This window comes from Marinobacterium arenosum (assembly GCF_019795155.1).
Taxonomy (GTDB): domain Bacteria; phylum Pseudomonadota; class Gammaproteobacteria; order Pseudomonadales; family Balneatricaceae; genus Marinobacterium_C; species Marinobacterium_C arenosum.
In genome coordinates this window covers 1-18197 of sequence record NZ_JAILYN010000067.1, presented here as the reverse complement: position 1 = coordinate 18197, position 18197 = coordinate 1, and the positions used below count along the sequence as shown (strand labels likewise).

At 62.8% G+C, this 18197-nt stretch carries 12 protein-coding genes and 1 rRNA gene; 2 read left to right on the top strand and 11 right to left on the bottom strand.

The genetic code is table 11. The features are described from left to right. The first annotated feature begins 716 nt into the window (after window positions 1–716). Window positions 717–1652, top strand: a complete 936-nt coding sequence (locus tag K6T12_RS19700; RefSeq protein ID WP_222224661.1) for a bifunctional enoyl-CoA hydratase/phosphate acetyltransferase — start codon at window positions 717–719, stop codon at window positions 1650–1652. A 6-nt stretch (window positions 1653–1658) separates the two neighbouring features. Beyond that, window positions 1659–2837, top strand: a complete 1179-nt coding sequence (locus K6T12_RS19695) for an acetate/propionate family kinase (protein ID WP_222224660.1) — start codon at window positions 1659–1661, stop codon at window positions 2835–2837. A gap of 264 nt (window positions 2838–3101) precedes the next feature. Here K6T12_RS19695 and K6T12_RS19690 read toward each other — a convergent pair whose 3' ends face one another. The 11 genes from K6T12_RS19690 to rrf all read right to left on the bottom strand — a co-directional run. Beyond that, window positions 3102–5372: a DUF6351 family protein gene (locus K6T12_RS19690; RefSeq protein WP_222224659.1), complete on the bottom strand. Its 2271-nt coding sequence runs from the start codon at window positions 5370–5372 to the stop codon at window positions 3102–3104. A 34-nt stretch (window positions 5373–5406) separates the two neighbouring features. After that, window positions 5407–6789, bottom strand: a complete 1383-nt coding sequence (locus tag K6T12_RS19685; RefSeq protein WP_222224658.1) for an alpha/beta hydrolase family protein — start codon at window positions 6787–6789, stop codon at window positions 5407–5409. A 12-nt stretch (window positions 6790–6801) separates the two neighbouring features. Next, on the bottom strand, window positions 6802–8241 hold the full coding sequence (locus K6T12_RS19680) for a metallophosphoesterase (protein ID WP_222224657.1): 1440 nt from the start codon (window positions 8239–8241) through the stop codon (window positions 6802–6804). A gap of 130 nt (window positions 8242–8371) precedes the next feature. Continuing rightward, the gene (rlmB, locus tag K6T12_RS19675; protein WP_222224655.1) at window positions 8372–9112 is read right to left on the bottom strand and encodes a 23S rRNA (guanosine(2251)-2'-O)-methyltransferase RlmB; all 741 of its coding nucleotides are present in this window, start codon (window positions 9110–9112) and stop codon (window positions 8372–8374) included. Continuing rightward, window positions 9113–10123: a ferrochelatase gene (hemH, locus tag K6T12_RS19670; protein ID WP_222224654.1), complete on the bottom strand. Its 1011-nt coding sequence runs from the start codon at window positions 10121–10123 to the stop codon at window positions 9113–9115. Window positions 10124–10319: 196 nt separating this feature from the next. Beyond that, window positions 10320–10979 carry an adenylate kinase gene (gene adk / locus K6T12_RS19665; RefSeq protein ID WP_222224653.1) on the bottom strand — a complete coding sequence of 220 codons (660 nt, stop codon included), beginning with the start codon at window positions 10977–10979 and terminating at the stop codon, window positions 10320–10322. A gap of 345 nt (window positions 10980–11324) precedes the next feature. Beyond that, the gene (ppc, locus tag K6T12_RS19660) at window positions 11325–13925 is read right to left on the bottom strand and encodes a phosphoenolpyruvate carboxylase (RefSeq protein WP_222224652.1); all 2601 of its coding nucleotides are present in this window, start codon (window positions 13923–13925) and stop codon (window positions 11325–11327) included. Between the two features lie 321 nt (window positions 13926–14246). After that, entirely contained in the window at window positions 14247–14633 is a 387-nt protein-coding gene (locus K6T12_RS19655) for a hypothetical protein (protein WP_222224651.1), read from the bottom strand. Then, window positions 14633–15445 carry a nucleoside triphosphate pyrophosphohydrolase gene (mazG, locus tag K6T12_RS19650; RefSeq protein WP_222224650.1) on the bottom strand — a complete coding sequence of 271 codons (813 nt, stop codon included), beginning with the start codon at window positions 15443–15445 and terminating at the stop codon, window positions 14633–14635. The genes K6T12_RS19655 and mazG overlap by 1 nt, the downstream gene beginning before the upstream one ends. Next, window positions 15442–17703 carry a GTP diphosphokinase gene (relA, locus tag K6T12_RS19645; protein WP_222224649.1) on the bottom strand — a complete coding sequence of 754 codons (2262 nt, stop codon included), beginning with the start codon at window positions 17701–17703 and terminating at the stop codon, window positions 15442–15444. Before relA ends, mazG begins: the two co-directional genes overlap by 4 nt. 419 nt (window positions 17704–18122) lie before the next feature. Then, window positions 18123–18197, bottom strand: a 5S ribosomal RNA gene (gene rrf / locus K6T12_RS21925); the annotation flags it as partial.

Sequence of the window (18197 nt, the reverse complement as noted above, 5' to 3'; positions counted from 1 at the left end):
ACAACAACGCCTCAATTTGAGGCCAAGAAAATGTCTTGGCTACAAGCAGCCTCAGAAGGTATTTGATGACTATCTGAGAGCTGCTTGAAACGGGGAGTGTTGCACTTCGGAGTTGAATTCGCGGCCGCCCGTCCACAGGGTTCCCTCCCCCGGCTTTAACAGCCCGAATTAATTAGCAAACGCTCTTTAATGAACTCAGCCGCAGCAGGCCGGCGCACTTATTGATGCAGCGCAGCAAAAGCTGCTATTAATACCTCTACAATAATTCAAAAGAAAAACCAAACGCTCACTAAACAATAAATTTCGCGACAAGCCGCGATACTTTTGGTTAATTGTGGAGTGCTTGTCCCAAATAGCTTGGCTGAGCGAACAGAGGGCTCGAATAAAAAAACGGGAGCCAGGCTCCCGTAGACGCGCCAGTTCAAGGCTTAAGAGGAAATCATGATTGAGGGCAAGGTCGGCGCTGCCGGCTTCACAGTCTCGATCAACCGGTGTCCAGGCGTTATATCGGCGGGCTCAAGAAGATCAGCCAGTGCTGTAAAGCATAGACACCTTAAGCAGTATATAAGCCAGCAGGCAAGCTGATAGTACACACAATTACCCAGATATTTTTGACTGAAAATATTTGCTGCAGCGCCGTTCATTATTTTTTCACAGTCGCAGCCTAGCCTTTATTTCAATTACGGTTATCAACCCTGAATTTTGAGTGATTTAATATGATCATTACCGAAGCACCGCCGAAGCATAACCAGCTGGAGTTCTTTATCGAGCAGGCGGTCAAAGCGCGTCCGATCCGCACTGCGGTGGTCCACCCGGTGGATCACAACAGCCTGGTCGGCGCCGTCGAAGCCGCCGAGAAGAACCTGATCGAGCCAATCCTGATCGGTCCGGAACACCGCATCCGCTGTGCGGCGGAGGAAGAGGGGCTGGATATCAGCCGCTACGAGATCATCAATACCCCGCACAGTCATGAGTCGGCGGCCCGCGCCTGCGACCTGGCCCGCCGCGCCGAAGTAGAAGCGCTGATGAAGGGCGGCCTGGCCACCTCCGAACTGCTGTCGGCGGTGGTCGACAAGCACCACGGCATCCGCACCGAGCGCCGGCTCAGCCATGTTTTCGTGTTCGATATCCCGACCTACCATAAGCCGCTGGTGATCACCGATGCGGCGATCAACGTGGCGCCCGACCTGCTGACCAAAGCCGACATCGTGCAGAATGCGATCGACTTCTGCCGCGCACTGGGCAACGTAGCGCCGAAGGTGGCGATCCTGTCGGCGGTCGAGAAGGTCAAGCCGGGGCTGCGAAGCACCATCGACGCCGCCGCATTGTGCAAGATGGCCGACCGCGGCCAGATCAGGCACGGCATCCTCGACGGCCCGCTGGCGTTCGACAACGCCATCTCGTCCGAGGCGGCCCAGGACAAGCATATCGAGTCCGCGGTCTCCGGCGAGGCCGATATCCTGCTGGCACCGGATCTGGAAGCGGCCAACATGATCGCCAAGCAGCTGGTCTACCTGGCCGACGCCAAATCGGCCGGAATCGCCGTCGGCGCCAAGGTACCGATCATCCTGACCAGCCGTGCCGAGAAACCGCTGGGCCGGCTGGGCTCCTGCGCGCTGGCCTCCCATATGGTTCACCACCCGGAGCGATAAGCCGCCATGAAAGGACTACTGACGGTAAACGGCGGCTCCTCGAGCCTGAAATGCGCACTGTTCGATATCCGGGCCCGGGGTCCGGTCTGCCTGTACCGCTTCAAGCTGGCCAACATCCTCGGCGACGCCCGCTTCCAGGTCAGCCGGGCGGACGGCCAACGGCTGTTGTCGGAGCCGCTGGCGCTCGACACGGTTGCCCGTGACGACCGCCACCAGGCCTGCTTGCAGGCGGTGATCGACTGGCTGCAGGGCGAGCATCCGGAAGCCACCTTGGTCGCTATCGGCCACCGGGTGGTACACGGCGGCGAGAAGTACCACCAGCCGCTACGGGTCGACGAGGCCCAACTGGCCGATCTCAGCGCCTTCAATCCGCTGGCACCGCTGCACCAGCCGTACAACCTCAAGCTGATCGACGCCTGCCACAAGCTGGCGCCGCAGCTGCCGCAGGTAGCCAGCTTCGACACCATGTTCCATGTCGGTCAGCCGGCGATCGAGCGGCTCTATGCGCTGCCACGAGAGATGGCCGAACAGGGCATCCACCGCTACGGTTTCCACGGCCTCTCCTACGAGTTCATCATGCGCCGGCTCAAGGAACTGGACCTGCTGGCCGCGCGCACGGTGGTCTGCCACCTGGGCGCCGGCGCCAGCATGTGCGCGATGCGCAACGGCAGGTCCCAGGCGTCCAGCATGGGCTTCTCGGCGGTCGACGGCCTGCCGATGGGCACCCGCACCGGCAATATCGACCCGGGCGTGCTGCTCTACCTGCAGCGCCATTACCATATGGACGTCGATGCGCTGGAGAAACTGATCTACAAGGAGAGCGGCTGGTACGGCGTATCCGGCATCAGCGGCGATATGCTGGAACTGCACCGGGCCGACCACCCGCACGCCGAGCAGGCGATCGAGATGTTCTGTTACCGGGCCGCGCTGGAGATCGGCCGGCTCAGTGCCGCGTTGCAGGGGCTCGACCAGGTCGTCTTCACCGGCGGGGTCGGCGAGAACGACGCCGACGTGCGCCGCCGGATCCTGCAGCGCTGCGAGTGGTTGGGGGTACGGCTCGATGACGACGCCAACCTGGCCGGCACCCTGCGGATCAGCCAACCGGAGTCGGCGGTGCAGGTGCTGGTGGTGCCGACCGACGAGGAAGCGATGATCGCATTGCACACCCTGGAGTGCCTCGGCTAGCGGCGCGGCCACGCCCGCTATACTCAGAAGGTCAACCTTCCTTTGCCGGCCGGCTCGGTTACCGCGGCCGGCATTTTTTTGGTTCATCGCAGGTTAGAGGGAAACATCTACATCGAGTGAACGAGTGCCGCGTGGGCACAAAAAACGTGCCCACCCTACAAGGCTTTTTATCCCCCTTCGGGGGAGCGACCAGACACGAGCGATAAGCAGCAAGCTATCCGACCTGGCGAGCTTATAGCTTACTCAGCTCCCCTCCCGCGATTACTAAAACAAACGCTCCAGGCCGGGCCGGCTGTAGTCGCAGACCCCGTCCGGGAAGATCCGCGCCAGTTCCGCCTGCTGTCCCCGATCAAACCGCACCGGACCGTAGGTGCCATCCTGCAACGCCCGGGCGACCGGCTTCAGCCGGCATTTGAGGGTATCGGCGGTAAAGGACTCGCCGGCGGCGATCCTCGGGTTGCCGTGCAATCTGAAGCGTCGGGCGCATTCACCCGGCTCTCCGTCACCGCCATTGATCCCCTGCCAGACGCCAGCCCCTGCGGCCAGCGGACGCTGCCGGTCATCCCAGCAGCGGTCGCCCGCCACAGCCGGTTTGACGCCGGTTTGATGCCACTGCTCCAGCGCCGCCAGCGCTTCGAGGATCACCCGCTCCAGCTGAGGGGCCGGTACTTTGCCATCCTGGCCCGGCAACTGCCCCCAGATGCTGAACAGCACGCCGTTACCGCCGGCCCGCGCGATCCGCTCACGGACGATAAATGGCTGGCGGGCATCGTGGATATCGAGCTGCTGATCCTGATAGAGCAACAGCGCGATGGTCGGTTTGTCCAACTGGCCGCGGAACACCAGGCCATGCCGTTCCGCATTGCTCAGCGCCTGGCGGTTGGCGGGGCTGCGGCCGGCGATGTCCGGCTGCTGCCAGGCGGTGGCGTTGTAGTGGCTCCACACCGACTGGCGGTCGTCGTCCCCCAACCAATCGATCAACCAGCCCGGCGCCTTGCCCTGCGCCAGACCGAGCAGATTGCGGGAGCCCTGCCAGAGCTCGCCGGGCCCGGTCATCGCCAGGTTCAATTTTAGGAAGTTCCAGAAGCCGCCCTTGTCCAGGGTGAATGCGCCGTAGGGGTAATAGGGTGCCGCCTCCGGTCGCATCTGTGCCGGCGGCAGCCAGCCACCGACCCGGGCGTTGAGGTGCAGGAAGCGGTCGATATCCAGCTTGCCATCCCGTAGCGCCTGCAGGCCATACTGCACGCCGACGTTATCGTAGGTGCGGCCGGCGTAGCCGTCCGGCTGGCGGCCGTAGAGCTCGACCGCATCGTCCCAGTGGCTCCAGCGGGTCGAAACCAGCCGTGCCACATCCTGCTCGATCCAGGGCTGCTGCTGATCCTCGAACGGCAGCAGGAAGGTCGGGTTGAAGAACACCGGCACCCCGGCCAGCCGCCAGCCCTCGGTACAGGTGGAAGCACCGGGCCGGGCGGTCGACATCATCGGCCGGCCATCGCCGTCGAAGTCAGTCTTGATATGCGGGTAGTCGTTCAGGGCATTGAACCCCTCCACCCGCCGGCGGTTGCGCCAGTCGGCCCAGAACGGATCGAGCCGGCCCTGCTCGGCATGGCCGCGGTCGAAGTAGTACTCCAGCAGTTCGCAGTCGCCAACCCCGTTGATCTGACTGAGCAGATCGGGAAACAGGTGGCTGACCACCAGGCCGTCGAGCAGCCCGGGAGAGTGCCGGCTGTTGTACAGCGCCTGGATCGCCCCGCCGGAACCGCCCAGCGCCAGGGTCATGCTCGGCCGGCCGTAGCGGGCGACGAACTGCCGCTTGACCATCTCGGCGGTCTGGCCCAGCAACGGCAGGTTGTAGGTGGTATCGGTGGTCATGCCGGAGGAGGTGGTCACCGCGTAGCCGCGCTCCAGCAGCGCCGCACTGAACAGATAGGGATCGCGGGGAGCGCGCTGGCCCAACGTCTTCAGCGCCTGGCTGCCGGCCTGCTTGTGACCGATGCCGATACCGCCGTTGAAGAACATCAGCAACCGGCCGTTCCACAGCGAACTGTCGGCGGCCTCGGCCTTCTCACCGGCCGGTACCAGCATGGTGGTGGCGTAGATAAAACGGTTCAGCACGCCCCGTTCCAACCGGACGATAAACGGCTGCGGCTCACCGTCCCGCTCGATATAGGCCAGATCGTCCGGCAGCGCCCCCGCCGGCAACGGCACGAATTCGCCGTCGGTACGGCGATAGAAATACTCCACCCGCATCGGCGCCCCGCAGTACCGGCTGTAGCCCTTACTATAGCTGAACATCAGGAACCGGCCCCGCACCTGCTGACCTAGCTGCTGCTGGTTGTCGACCAGCGGCGCACCCAGCCCGGCCTGCTCGGTGGTGCAGGCGAACGGTTGCTGCAACGGATTATCCGGGTGAATCGGGCCGACCTGGCCCGGCTCGACCGGATAGCCGCTGCGCGGCTGTACCGGCGAGGCGCTACAGCCGCTCAACAGCCCGACGATCAACAGCAAGGCACCGTAGCGAGTAAAGTTATCCACAACCGTTCCCAAAATCCTGGTAGCGATCAACATCCTACTCCACCTCCATCAACCAGCGCCGGGCCTGCTGCAACGCTTCACGCACCTGTTGCCGGCTGTCGGCATCACCGGCCGGACAATCGACACCCAGCAGGCAGTAATCCAGCTGGTAGCCGGCCTCGGCGATACGGATCAACTGCCCCTCCTGACAACCGGCCGGCTGCCAGGCCTGGCAGAGCCGTTGCGACTGGCGCAACGGAATCCGCCGATCTCGTTCGCCATGGATGATCCGCAGCGGTGGCCTGCCAGCCGACGGCAGCCGGCCGGCCTGCGCGGCCAGACTGGTGTCGAGGATCAGCGGATCCGTTGGGCTGAGCCGGTCGAGGTCCTGCCGGCCGGTCAGCAGCTGCAGCAATTTAACCCCTTTCGACTCCCGGTACTGGCCGTGCTTGATCATGCCGAGCAGATCGGCGCTATCGACAAAGGGGTACAGCAGCAGGGTGCCGGCGACCTGATCGGCCCGCTGCAGGCTGAGCCAGCCGGCCAGCAGCCCGCCGCTGCCCGCCCCCATCAGCGCCGGCCGGTCGCCGTTGCCACCCAGCGCACTGGCGTGACGGCGCACCCACTGCAGGGCGCTGTCGGCATCGGCCTTAACGCCGGCCCAATCGCTGTCCCGGCATTCGACCGGCCCGTCGCCATCCCCCAAAGTACGCAGGAACGGCATGAACACCAGGAAGCCCTGGTCGGTATAGAGCGACACCTGGCTCTGCAGCGCCAGGCTGTGGAGGCCGCGCTGCTGCAGGCCGCCGCTATGGAACAGGATCAGCGGTTTCAGGCCGGCGGCCTGCGGATGACGCTTGAACACCCGCATCTCCAGCGCACACTCGCCGCTGCCGCGCCTCAGGTAGAGCTCGGTGTCGACCGGCAGCCGGCGGGTTTCGCCCACCTGGCGGGTGACGTAGCGGTAGCGCTGCATATAGGGCTGATGGTTGAACCAGAGCGGTTCCACCGGCAGCGCCAGCCGGCTGGCCGGGTCCAGTGTCCAGGGCGCCGGTTCGCCGTCCAGGTCGCTGGCATCGCCGAGCCGGCCGGACTGGGCGTAGTCGCTGCAGAACTCGTAATAATGGGTCAGCCGGTACGGCAGCGGCTGGCGACAGAAGCGGTCGCCGTACAGCTGCACCTGCACGCGATCCTGCTGCCGCTCGAACAGCACCTCGTTACGCACCTCGACCCGCTCGCAGAAACCGCCTCGCCACTGGTAGAGCTCCTGGTACAGCATCGGCGTCTGGGCCGCCCGGCTCAACTGGCAGGCCGCCGCATCCTCGGCGGCGACGCGCAGCCGCCGCTTCTCCTGATCGGTCAGCACCCACTGCCACATCGACCCGCAACCACTCAGCAGCGCGGTTAGCAGCAGCATGCTCGCCAGACGTATCAGCATGGTCCGCCCTCCTTAGAAGCCCTGGTGGATCAGGGTGCGGTCGTAGGCGCGGCTGAGCGCGCCACTGTCCCGATCGACCGTATAGATGGTGGCCTGCAGCCGGTCGGCAACGATCTCGATCCAGAAGAAACCGATCGCCCGGCTCTGCTGCCAGTACGCTTGATTGCGCGACTCGTCCTTCAGCGCGTTGGCCTTGGCGCCGGCGCCGGAGACGATATATTCGGTCTTGCCGCAACGCTCGACCGGTGCCAGCCACTGCATGTTGTGATCATGACCGGCCATGTACAGGTCGACCTTGCCGCACAGGTGGCGCTCGTAGAACTGGCGGAAATACTCGCCGGCGGCCCGCTGCAGCAGGTCCTCCTTCAGGCTGGGGAACAGCTCGCCGAGCAGCTGGGCGAAACGGCTGTCGCGGATACCGTCGTAGTTACCGGCGTTGCCGTGGACGCCGTTGGACAGATAGGGATGGTGGGCGAAGGCGATCCGCCACTGCGCCTTGCTGTTGTTCATCGCCGCATCCAGCCAACGGCCCTCGTTATCGCGGTACAGGCCGATCCGGTATTGCGGCACCCTGTCCGGTAGGCTGGTCAGCGGCGTCGAATCCAGCGCGTAGAACTCCACCAGCGGTTGTGGATTAAGCGCCGGCCGCAACCGGACCTCAGCGCCGTGCAGCGGTGCGGCGATCCGGTAGTAGCGCTGCGGCATCGCCCATTTATCACTGCGTCGGGTGTATTCCACCTCGATGCCGCCGCGGGCGTTGAAACCGCCATCGCCACCGAACAGGCCGGAGGCATCGTGGTTGCCGATCACCATGAAGAACGGCATCGACAGGTCTTGGTAGGGGCGCTCGAACTTGTTGAGGAACTGCGGATCGGTCAGACTCTTCGGCCCGGACTGGTAGATGTTGTCGCCCATGCCGATCAGGAAATCGCAACCGCGTTCGGCGCAGACCCGCTCCATCGCCTCGGCCACCCGGTACTGCAGATTACCGCCGGTGCCGGTATCGCCGGTGGCGATAAAACGCACCCGATCCAGATCGCCGGGCTCGGTACTGAGCAGCGCATCGAACGGATAGCTGTCGAAGGTGCCATCGTTGACCACCAGCCGCACTCGGTACAGCCCCGGCCGGTCGATGGTCAGCCGGGCCCGCTCGCCGATGCCGCTCAGTTCAGCCTCGCTGCCGGCCGGCCGTTGCTGCAACGACCAGCGGTAGCTGAGCGGCCGGCCGCGGTTGCTGCGGCTGACGCCGCCGTCCAGCTCGATCCGGTCGCCGACCCGGACCAGCCGCTGCTTCAGGCGCAGCCGGGCCACCGGGTCCTGGGCCACCACCCGCTCGATGCGGCTGTCATTGAGGATGTCATGGAAAGAATCGCGAAAGGTACTGCAACCACCGAGCAACAGGCTCAATAGCGGTAGCAATAGCAGGTATGGCAGCGGCAGACGATAGCACACGGCAACACGGACTCCCTGTCATGGGATCTGCTGCCGGTAGCAAACTTCAGATGTGGTCAGAGGGCAGGCAGATCACATTCCCTGTGAAAACTGACTGCCAGCTTAACCAATTCAAACAGCGACGACTAGCTCAGCCGCGCCGCTGACGGACCGCTTCAAACAAACAGATACCGGTGGCGACCGATACGTTCAGGCTGCTGACCTCGCCGGCCATCGGAATTTTGATCAACTGGTCGCAGTGCTCGCGGGTCAAGCGGCGCATCCCCTTGCCCTCGGCGCCCATTACCAGCGCCATCGGCCCGGCCAGATCGCTCTGGTAGACCAGCTGTTCGGCTTCGCCGGCGGTACCTGTGATCCAGATACCACGCTGCTGCAGCTGCTGCAGGGTGCGTGCCAGGTTGGTGACCTGCACATAGGGCACCGCTTCGGCCGCGCCACAGGCGACCTTGGCCACGGTGGCGTTGAGCGGGGCCGACTTATCCTTCGGCGCGATCACCGCATGCACCCCGGCGGCATCGGCAGTGCGCAGACAGGCGCCCAGGTTGTGCGGGTCGGTTACGCCATCGAGCACCAGCAGGAACGGCGCTTCATCCAGACCATCCAGCAGCTGTTCGAGAAACGCCTCGTTTTTCGATTTGATCGGCGCACAGCGGGCGATCACCCCCTGGTGCACGCCGCCGTCGGCCAGCTCGTCCAGTGCCTGGCGCGATACGAACTGCACCTGCAGCCCCTGCCGTTCGGCCTGCTCCAGCAATGCCTGCATCTTCTCGTCGCGGCGGCCCTTGAGGATCAGCAGTCCGCGCAGCCGATTGGAATCCCGTTTCAGCGCCGTGCGTACGGCGTGCTGACCAAAAATCAGTTCATCAGACACTCAACGTTCTCCCAGCCAGTCTCCGGCCTGTTCCCGGACCAGCTGTTCCAGTAGTTCAATAAAGGCCGGCGCCGCATTCAGCGCCGGAATATAACGGTATTGGCTGCCGCCGGCATTGAGGAAATTGTCGCGGTTTTCCACCGCAATCTCCTCCAGCGTTTCCAGGCAGTCGGCGGAAAACGCAGGGCAGACCAGATCGACGCTGGCGACGCCCAGCCCCGGCAGCTGCTGCAGGGTCTTGTCGGTATAGGGCTGCAACCACTTGGCCGGCCCGAAACGGGACTGAAAGGTGGTCAGCCAGTCCTGGGAACCCAGCCCCAGTTCAGCCGCGACCAGTTCCGAGGTGCGCTGGCACTGCTGCGGGTAAGGATCACCCTTATCGGCATACTCCTGCGGAATACCATGATAGGACAGCACCAATTTGTCGCTGCCGCCATGCTGCTCGCGGTGGTGGCGGATGCTGTCAGCCAGCGCCCGGATATAGCGCGGATGTTCGCAATAGGATTTCAGGATCCGGATATCCAGCACCTCGCGCCGCTGTTGCTGGAATGCCGCCACCTGATCGTACACCGGTGCCGTCGTCGTCGCGGAGTACTGCGGATAGAGCGGCAGAATCAACAGCCGCTGGTAGCCGTTGTCGGCCAGCGATTGCAGGCAGTCGCGCAGACCGGGCTGACCATAGCTCATCGCCGCGAACACCTGCGGCGCCTGTTCGCCATAGCGGGCCTGCAGCGCCAAATTGAGCCCCACCACTTGCTGGTTCAATACCATCCGCATCGGCGAATCCTCCAGCCAGATGGTCTGGTAGGCGTGGGCCACCCGGCGTGGCCGGACTCGCAATATGACACCGTGCAGTACCGACAACCAGAGCAGTCGCCGCAGGCCCCGCCCTTCCACGACCCGGCGATCCGCCAGGAACTCGGCCAGATAGCGCCGTACCGCACCGGGTTCCGGCCGGTCCGGGGTGCCCAGGTTGACCAGCACCACCGCCGTTTTGCACTGCTCCGTCATCGCTTACCTATCCTCCGGTCACTAAGGCTGCCGATTATACGTGAGATGACGAACAAAGATCATCCGCCCGCAGCCGGCGGGAATACCAACCACCGCGCGCAGCAACCGGCGCCTGGCGGCCCGACCAACTGGCACAAAAAAACCGCACCCGGTGGGTGCGGTTTTTCCGAAGATCACTTAAATGGATCGAGGGCGGTTAGACGTTCGCCAGACCTTCAAACACCTTGTCGCGGATATCATCGACGCTGCCGACACCCGGCACGTAGACATAAGCCGGTGCCGCAGCGGCATCTTCCTGCGCCCAGCCCTTGTAGTAGGTGATCAGCGGAGCGGTCTGGGCGTGGTAGACATTCAGACGCTCACGTACGGTCTCTTCCTGGTCGTCGGCACGCTGCACCAGCTCTTCACCGGTCTGGTCATCCTTGCCTTCCACCTTCGGCGGATTGAACACCACGTGGTAGGTACGGCCGGAGCCCGGGTGTACACGACGGCCGCTCATACGCTTGATGATCTCTTCGTCGGCAACGTCGATCTCGACTACCGCGTCGATCTTGACGCCAGCCTCCTTCAGCGCATCAGCCTGCGGGATGGTACGCGGGAAACCGTCAAACAGGAAACCGTTGGCGCAGTCGTCTTCGGCGATCCGTTCCTTGACCAGGCCGATGATGATGTCATCGGATACCAGCTGGCCTGCGTCCATGACCTCTTTGGCTTTCTTGCCCAGCGGCGTGCCGGCCTTGACCGCGGCGCGCAGCATGTCACCCGTGGAGATCTGCGGAATACCGTACTTTTCGGTGATGAACTGGGCCTGGGTCCCTTTACCGGCGCCGGGGGCGCCCAGAAGGATGATACGCATTAGGAATACTCCTGATTAAATGTAAAAGCCAATAGCTGAAAAATCTTTTTCTTATACGTCAGAAATCTTTGTTGCCCGGACGATACCATGCCTCCGAAGTGCCACAATTCGACATTAGCACTACCATGACTGGTCGGAGAGGGGGTTGGTTATGAAGGGCGAAGGTCCAGCAGATTACGTCAAATAGACGATCCGCTCAACCCCGCCCCAAGGGTAGTATCGCCCCCTACCAGATCCGACTGCAGGCCGGCGGCCATTTTTCCGCAAACAAGGCACCGCGAAGGAGGTGTAGTTGCCCCTACATGACTGAGCGGTAACGCTGTATGCGGGACAAATGGCCCCGGCCTAGCCGGTATTTCGCATCCCGGCGGAGATCCCCGCCATGGTCACCATCAGCGCCCGTTCCAGGGTTTCGTCAGGGTGGTTGCGGTCGCGGTGCAACAGCTCGGCCTGCAGGAAGTGCAGCGGATCTATATAGGGGTTGCGCACCTCGATCGACTGGCGGATCACCGGATTGTCGACCAACAGGCTGTCCTGCCCCTTGATCCGGTTAACCAGCGCGATGGTGGTTTTCAGCCGCTCACGCAGGCTGGAGCCCAGTACCCTCAGCTCCTCCGATACCAGCCGCTGGTCGTAGTAGGCCGAGATCCGCACGTCGCTCTTGGCCAGTACCATCTCCAGCATATCGATATTGGCGCGGAAAAACGGCCAGTCATGATACATCTCCTTCAGCAGTGTCTCCTCGCCCTCCTCCAGCGCCATACCGAGCGCACCGTCGGAGCCAAGCCAGGCGGGCAGCATCAGCCGGATCTGGGTCCAGGCGAAGATCCAGGGGATCGCCCGCAGGCTTTCCACCCCACCATCCTGGCGGCGCTTGGCCGGCCGTGAGCCGAGCGGCAGCTTGGCCAGCTCCTGCTCCGGCGTGGCGGCGCGGAAATAGGGCACGAACTGGGGATCGTTACGAACCAGCGTCCGGTAATCCTGCAGGCCGCGCCGAGCCAGCCGCTCGATCAGCTCGCGCCACTGTGGCCGCGGCTCGGACGCCGGCGCCAGCGTCGCCTCCAGCACCGCCCCGGTATACAGCTCCAGGTTGCGGACCGCGATCTCCGGAATACCAAACTTGAAGCGGATCATCTCGCCCTGCTCGGTGACCCGCAGGCTGCCGGCTACCGAGCCCGGCGGCTGCGCCAGGATCGCGGTATGGCTGGGGCCGCCGCCGCGCCCCACCGTCCCGCCACGGCCGTGGAACAGGGTCAGCTTGACGCCACGCTGGGCGCAGAGCTCGGTCAGCGCCTGCTGCGCCTTGAACTGCCCCCAGGCCGCCGCCAGCTGGCCGGCATCCTTGGAGGAGTCGGAGTAACCGATCATCACCTCCTGGTGACCGCCGCAGTAATCCAGGTACCAGTCGACGTCGAGCAACGCGGCGATACAGTCGCGCGCCGACTCCAGGTCATCGAGGGTTTCGAACAGCGGCACCACCCGGATGTTGTGGCGCATCCCCATATCGCGCAGCAACAGGATCACCGCCAAGACATCGGACGGCTGGCTGGCCATGGAGATCACATAGGAGCCCAGCGCATCGATGCCGGTCTGGGCGACCACCCGGCAGGTGTCCAGCACCTCCTGGGTATCGGCGCTCGGCTGCCAGTGCGGCGAGATCAACGGCCGCCGGCTGCGCAGCTCATGCAGCAGGAACTTCTGCTTATTTTCCTCACTCCAGCTGTGGTAGTCGCCCAACTCGTAGAAGTCGACCAGCTCGGCGATCACCGCGGCATGGCGGTCGGAGTTTTGACGGACATCCAGCCGCACCAGCGACAGGCCAAAGCAGGCGACCCGGCGGATGATATCCTCCAGCGGGCCCTCGGCGATAATCGCCATGCCGCACTCGTGCAACGAGCGGTGGCACAGCCGTAGCGGCTCCAGCAGTTCGCGGTCTTCACGCAGAATGTCGTACGGATCAATCGGCTTGCCGTCCAGTTCCGACTGGATCCAGCGTTTGGTGTGACGCAGCCGCTCACGTACGCGGCCAAGCAGGTCGCGGTAGGGCTCGGCGCTGTCACCCACCTCGGCACGCAGCTCGCTGTTGCAGCGATGCATCGACAGCTCGGCGCGCAGCTGGTCGATATCGCGCTCATAGAGATCGGCCGCCATCCAGCGTGACAGCAGCAGTACCTCGGTGGTCACTTTGGCGGTCACATTGGGGTTGCCATCGCGGTCCCCCCCCATCCAGGAAGCAAAGCGGATCGGCGCAGCATCCAGCGGCAGCCGCTGGCCAGTGGCCCGCTGCAGCTGTTTGTCCAGTTTACGCAGGAAACGCGGCACCGCCTGCCAGAGGGAGTTCTCGATCACCGCGAAGCCCCACTTGGCTTCCTCAACCGGGCTGGGCCGTTGCTGGCGGATCTCGTTGGTATGCCAGATCTGGCTGATCAGCTCATGCAGCCGGTGCTGCACATTATGGCCCCGGTCCAGCTTGCGCAGACAGCCGGTCACACCATCGTATTTCTGGATCAGGGTACGGCGATTAACCTCGGTGGGATGGGCGGTCAGCACCAGGTCGACCTGCATACCGGTCAACACCCCCGCGATCTGCTCACCGCTGAAGCCCTGCTGTTGCAGCTTATCGAACAACCCCGGCAGCGAGTCATAGGCGACCCGCCCCTCCAGCCGGCGGCGCACCCGATGATGTTCTTCGGCGATATTGGCCAGGTTCAGGAACTGGGTAAAGGCGCGGGCCACCGGCAGCAGCTCGGCATCGGACAGTTCGCCAAGCGCTTTCAACAGCTCGCCGTAATCGCTTTCCGGCTCCTGCCGGGCCCGCTTGGCCAGTAGCCGAATCCGTTCAATCTTATTGAGAAATGCGTCGCCCAGCTCGGCCTGCATCGTGCTGCCGAGGCTCTCACCGAGCATCCGGACGTTTTCCCGCAGGGCTTCATGCAGCTCGTTCATATCGCTCCTCCTGAAGTCATCCTGATCCCATGCTAACCAATCCGGGGCCGGAACCGATACCCTAATTCAGCGTTTTTTTGCTGCACATGCACAATCAGAGCTTGCGGTTACCACCGGACAAAACCTAATTAACAGTCATTAGTTAACAAAATCGAGCGAACAGTGACGCAGTAAAGCGTTGGCAGGCGCTTACGAGGCGCAAGGACTATGTGAAGAAAAAGGAACAGGTCGAACAGAGCGGATTACCGGCGTCCGACCCTTGTTACACGGGGCGCGCCAGCAGGATTGAACTATCGAGTAAGCAAAATAAGCTGCCGGCGCTTAACGCCCCAGCAGCTCCTTCAGGCGGGCGAACTCCTGGCGGGCACGCCATTCGTTCTCATAGCCGACCGCGATCATGTCGTAGGCCAGCTGGTCGGAAAACAGCTCAATACGGAAATTGGTATCGTTTTGCACTGCACTATCGAAGGCCAGCTCGATGTCGCGGATGCGGTCGAAGTCGAGCCGCTCAAAGCCCTTGTGATGCACCACCGCCAGCTGACGTTTGGCCTCGTCGACCAGCAGCTTCGGGTTGCCATTCAGGTCGTGGCTGATTTCAAAACCCTGCTGCTGGAGCAGCGCCAACTGGTCGCGGGACTTGGTAGCCGTCCAGATCGCCAGCCCGATCAATACCACCAGTACGGCGACAAACAGCGGATGTAACGACATCAGAGACCTCTTTGCTTAGCTTGGTTCCAGAACCCGTCCAGCTGTTCCAGATCGAATTTCGACCAGTCACCGCCGGCCGCCTCGACCTGCTGCTCAACGTATTGGAAGCGCCGCTCGAATTTGCGGTTGGTAGAGCGCAGCGCGCTTTCCGGGTTAACCCCCAGATGGCGCGCCAGGTTAACCTGGGCGAACAGCAGATCGCCCATCTCGTCGGCGACCGCCTCGGCGTCGCCGGCGGCGATCGCTTCGCGCAACTCGGCGATCTCCTCTTCGATCTTGTCCAGCACATCGCCGGTATCCGGCCAGTCAAAACCGACCTGGGCGGCACGTTTCTGCAGTTTGCTGGCACGGTTCAGTGCCGGCAGCACGGACGGCACATCATCGAGCACTCCGCCGTTGTGCTTCTCATCACGCTCCTGCTGCTTGATCGCTTCCCAGTTGGCCTTGATCTGTTCATCGCTGAGCGTGCTATCGGTCGCCCGCGATGCCAGAGTGCCGGCCGGGAATACGTGCGGGTGACGGCGGATCAGCTTACGCACCAGTTCATCGACGATGGCGGCGAAATCGAAACGCTGCTGCTCTGCACCCAACTGGGCATAGAAGATCACCTGGAACAGCAGGTCGCCGAGCTCCCCCTTGAGGTGGTCGAAGTCCTGACGTTCGATGGTATCGGCGACCTCGTAGGCCTCCTCCAGCGTATGAGGCACGATGCTGGCGAACGACTGCTTGAGATCCCAGGGGCAGCCGTCCACCGGATCGCGCAGCCGCGCCATCAGTTCGATCAGGTCATCCAGGCTATAGCTTTGACTCAATGGTGGGCTCCACTGCGCTGGCGGCGCACGTCGAATACGTTCGGGATCTGGGCGATCTTGTCCATCATCCTGCCGAGCAGGTCGAGCCGCGAGATCTCCACCGTCAGCGACAACCGCGCGGTGTTACTCTTGCGATCGGTCAGGGTATTGGCCGCCAGCACGTTCAGGTTCTCCGACGCCAGCACCATCATCACGTCACGCAACAGGCCGGAACGGTCGTAGGCTTCGATCACCACGTCCACCGGGTAGGTGTACTCACCCTCTTCGCCCCAGTCGACCTCGATCAGCCGCTCCGGCTCCTGCTGGCGCATCTGGATGGTGTTCGGGCAGTCGTCGCGGTGGATCGAGACGCCCCGGCCATGGGTGATATAACCGATGATCGAGTCGCCCGGTACCGGCTTACAGCAGGCCGCCACGCTGGTCATCAGGTCACCGACGCCGCGAATCCGGATACCAGGCTCCCGACCGCGATCACGTTCACCGGGCAGCGCCAGATCCAGCTGCTCCTCATGATGTTCCTGCACCACCTGGCGCTGGGCGGCATTCAGGATCTGCGACAAGCGCAGGTCACCGGCGCCCAGTGCCGCGAACATGTCCTCGGGGGTCCGATAATTGACGTTTTCAGCCAAGATCGCATAGTCGATCGGCTCCTGGTCCAGCGCCAACCGCTTCAGCTCGCGCTCGACAATCTTGCGGCCTGCCTCGGCATTCTGCTCCTTGGCCTGATCCTTGAACCAGTGGGCGACCTTGGCGCGGGCCCGCGAGGTGGTGACGAAACCGAGGTTGGCATTCAGCCAGTCGCGCCTCGGCTTCTCCTCTTTGCCGGTGAGAATTTCCACCTGGTCGCCGGTCTGCAGACGACGATTCAACGGTACGATACGACCGTTAACCTTGGCACCGCGACAACGGTGGCCGATCTCGGTGTGTACCCGGTAGGCAAAATCCACCGGCGTTGCGCCGGTCGGCATATCGATGACATGGCCGTCCGGGGTGAAAATATACACCCGGTCCTGCACGATATCGCTGCGCAGCATATCGCCGAAGCCTTCCGACTCGCCGATATCCTCGTGCCATTCCAGTACCTGTCGCAGCCAGGCGATCTTCTCCTCATAGGAGTCGCCCTTGCTTTTCAGGTCGGTACCCTTGTACAGGTGGTGTGCACAGACGCCCAGCTCCGCCTCCTCATGCATCGCGAAGGTGCGGATCTGGATCTCAACTACGTTGCCGCCCGGCCCGAACACCGCCGTATGCAGCGAGCGGTAGCCGTTCGGCTTGGGCGACGCGATATAGTCGTCGAACTCATGGGGAATATTGCGCCACAGGCCATGCACGATCCCCAGCACTGCATAGCAATCGCGGATCTCCGGCACCAGAATACGCACCGCACGAACATCATAGACCTGCGAGAAATCGATATTCTTGCGCTGCATCTTCCGCCAGATGCTGTAGATATGCTTGGCGCGGCCCATCACTTCGCCGTCGATGTTTGCATCGGCCAGCTGGTTGCGTAGCTCGGCAACCACGTTGTCGATATATTCCTGCCGATCCAACCGCTTCTCATCGAGCAGCTTGGCGATATGCTTGTAATCGTTCGGCTTCAGGTAGCGGAAAGAGAGGTCTTCCAGCTCCCATTTGATATGGCCGATGCCCAGACGGTGCGCCAGCGGAGCGTAGATATCGAACACCTCGCGAGCCACCAGGTAACGCTTCTTGCGGCTACCGGTCTTGACCCCTCGAATGGCACAGGTGCGTTCGGCAATCTTGATCAGCGCGACCCGCACGTCGCCGATCATCTCGACCAGCATCCGACGGACATTCTCAACCTGGTTGGCGTTGCTGCCCAGCAGGCCCTCTTCGGTGCGCGGATTCTTGCGGCTGCCAATCGCCGCCATCTGCAGCACACCCTCGATCAGCCGGGCAACCTCCTTGCCAAACTGTTTACGGACCCGCTCGAGCACCAGCTTGCGCTCGCGCACCGCGCGATACAGGATCGCCGCGATCAGCGTATCCTCGTCCTGCTGAAGCTCAGCCAGGATCTGCGCCATCTCCAGGCCGGTGCGATAACTGCCTATCGTATTGTGTGCCCAGACATCCTCCTGCGGCTCGGCCTGGTCATGGGCCCATTTGGCCAACTCACAGGCACGGCGGATCTTGGACAGGCCTTCAACCTCGATCTGATCGGCCAGAAGCTCCAGCCAGAGATCCAGATCGACACTACCATCTTCCCGTATCGGGTGCTCTTCACGAACCTTTACCATGGCAAACAGCCACTCCTATCTATCTATACTGCTCAGCCGCCCGATGCCGCTCTCTGACGACGACTGACAACCTTAGCAACCGGCTAACGTCTTCCCTGGAGGGCATATTCTAATCTCTCAGCTAAAGAAGCGCGAACCGCTTTGCCGTTCAGACCGGCCATGCCAACTGCGGTTCCGGCAAATTCGCACAAATGCTATGGAAAAGCGCAGCAACGGCAACTAAATATGCCTTACCAGCTTTGAATACCGGATGAATTGAGTTGTTCTTCCCTAGCGAGGAAATCAGGGATAACAGTGAGCTGCCGGCGGCGGCATCAGCGGATGGGATCGCCAAGTCTCGCTTGCCCCTGTCGGCTGCGAAGCCCGGCAGAACGAAAAAACCCCAGCCGCATGGCGACTGGGGTTCTTCGGGATTAGATGCTTGGCGATGACCTACTCTCACATGGGGAGACCCCACACTACCATCGGCGATGCCACGTTTCACTGCTGAGTTC

Bases quoted from the DNA above. Each gene is read 5' to 3' on its own strand.
- K6T12_RS19695 (WP_222224660.1), top strand. From the start codon at position 1,659: ATGAAAGGACTACTGACGGTAAACGGCGGCTCCTCGAGCCTGAAATGC.
- relA (WP_222224649.1), bottom strand. From the start codon at position 17,703: ATGGTAAAGGTTCGTGAAGAGCACCCGATACGGGAAGATGGTAGTGTC.
- adk (WP_222224653.1), bottom strand. From the start codon at position 10,979: ATGCGTATCATCCTTCTGGGCGCCCCCGGCGCCGGTAAAGGGACCCAG.
- K6T12_RS19655 (WP_222224651.1), bottom strand. From the start codon at position 14,633: ATGTCGTTACATCCGCTGTTTGTCGCCGTACTGGTGGTATTGATCGGG.
- K6T12_RS19685 (WP_222224658.1), bottom strand. From the start codon at position 6,789: ATGCTGATACGTCTGGCGAGCATGCTGCTGCTAACCGCGCTGCTGAGT.
- hemH (WP_222224654.1), bottom strand. From the start codon at position 10,123: ATGACGGAGCAGTGCAAAACGGCGGTGGTGCTGGTCAACCTGGGCACC.
- K6T12_RS19700 (WP_222224661.1), top strand. From the start codon at position 717: ATGATCATTACCGAAGCACCGCCGAAGCATAACCAGCTGGAGTTCTTT.
- ppc (WP_222224652.1), bottom strand. From the start codon at position 13,925: ATGAACGAGCTGCATGAAGCCCTGCGGGAAAACGTCCGGATGCTCGGT.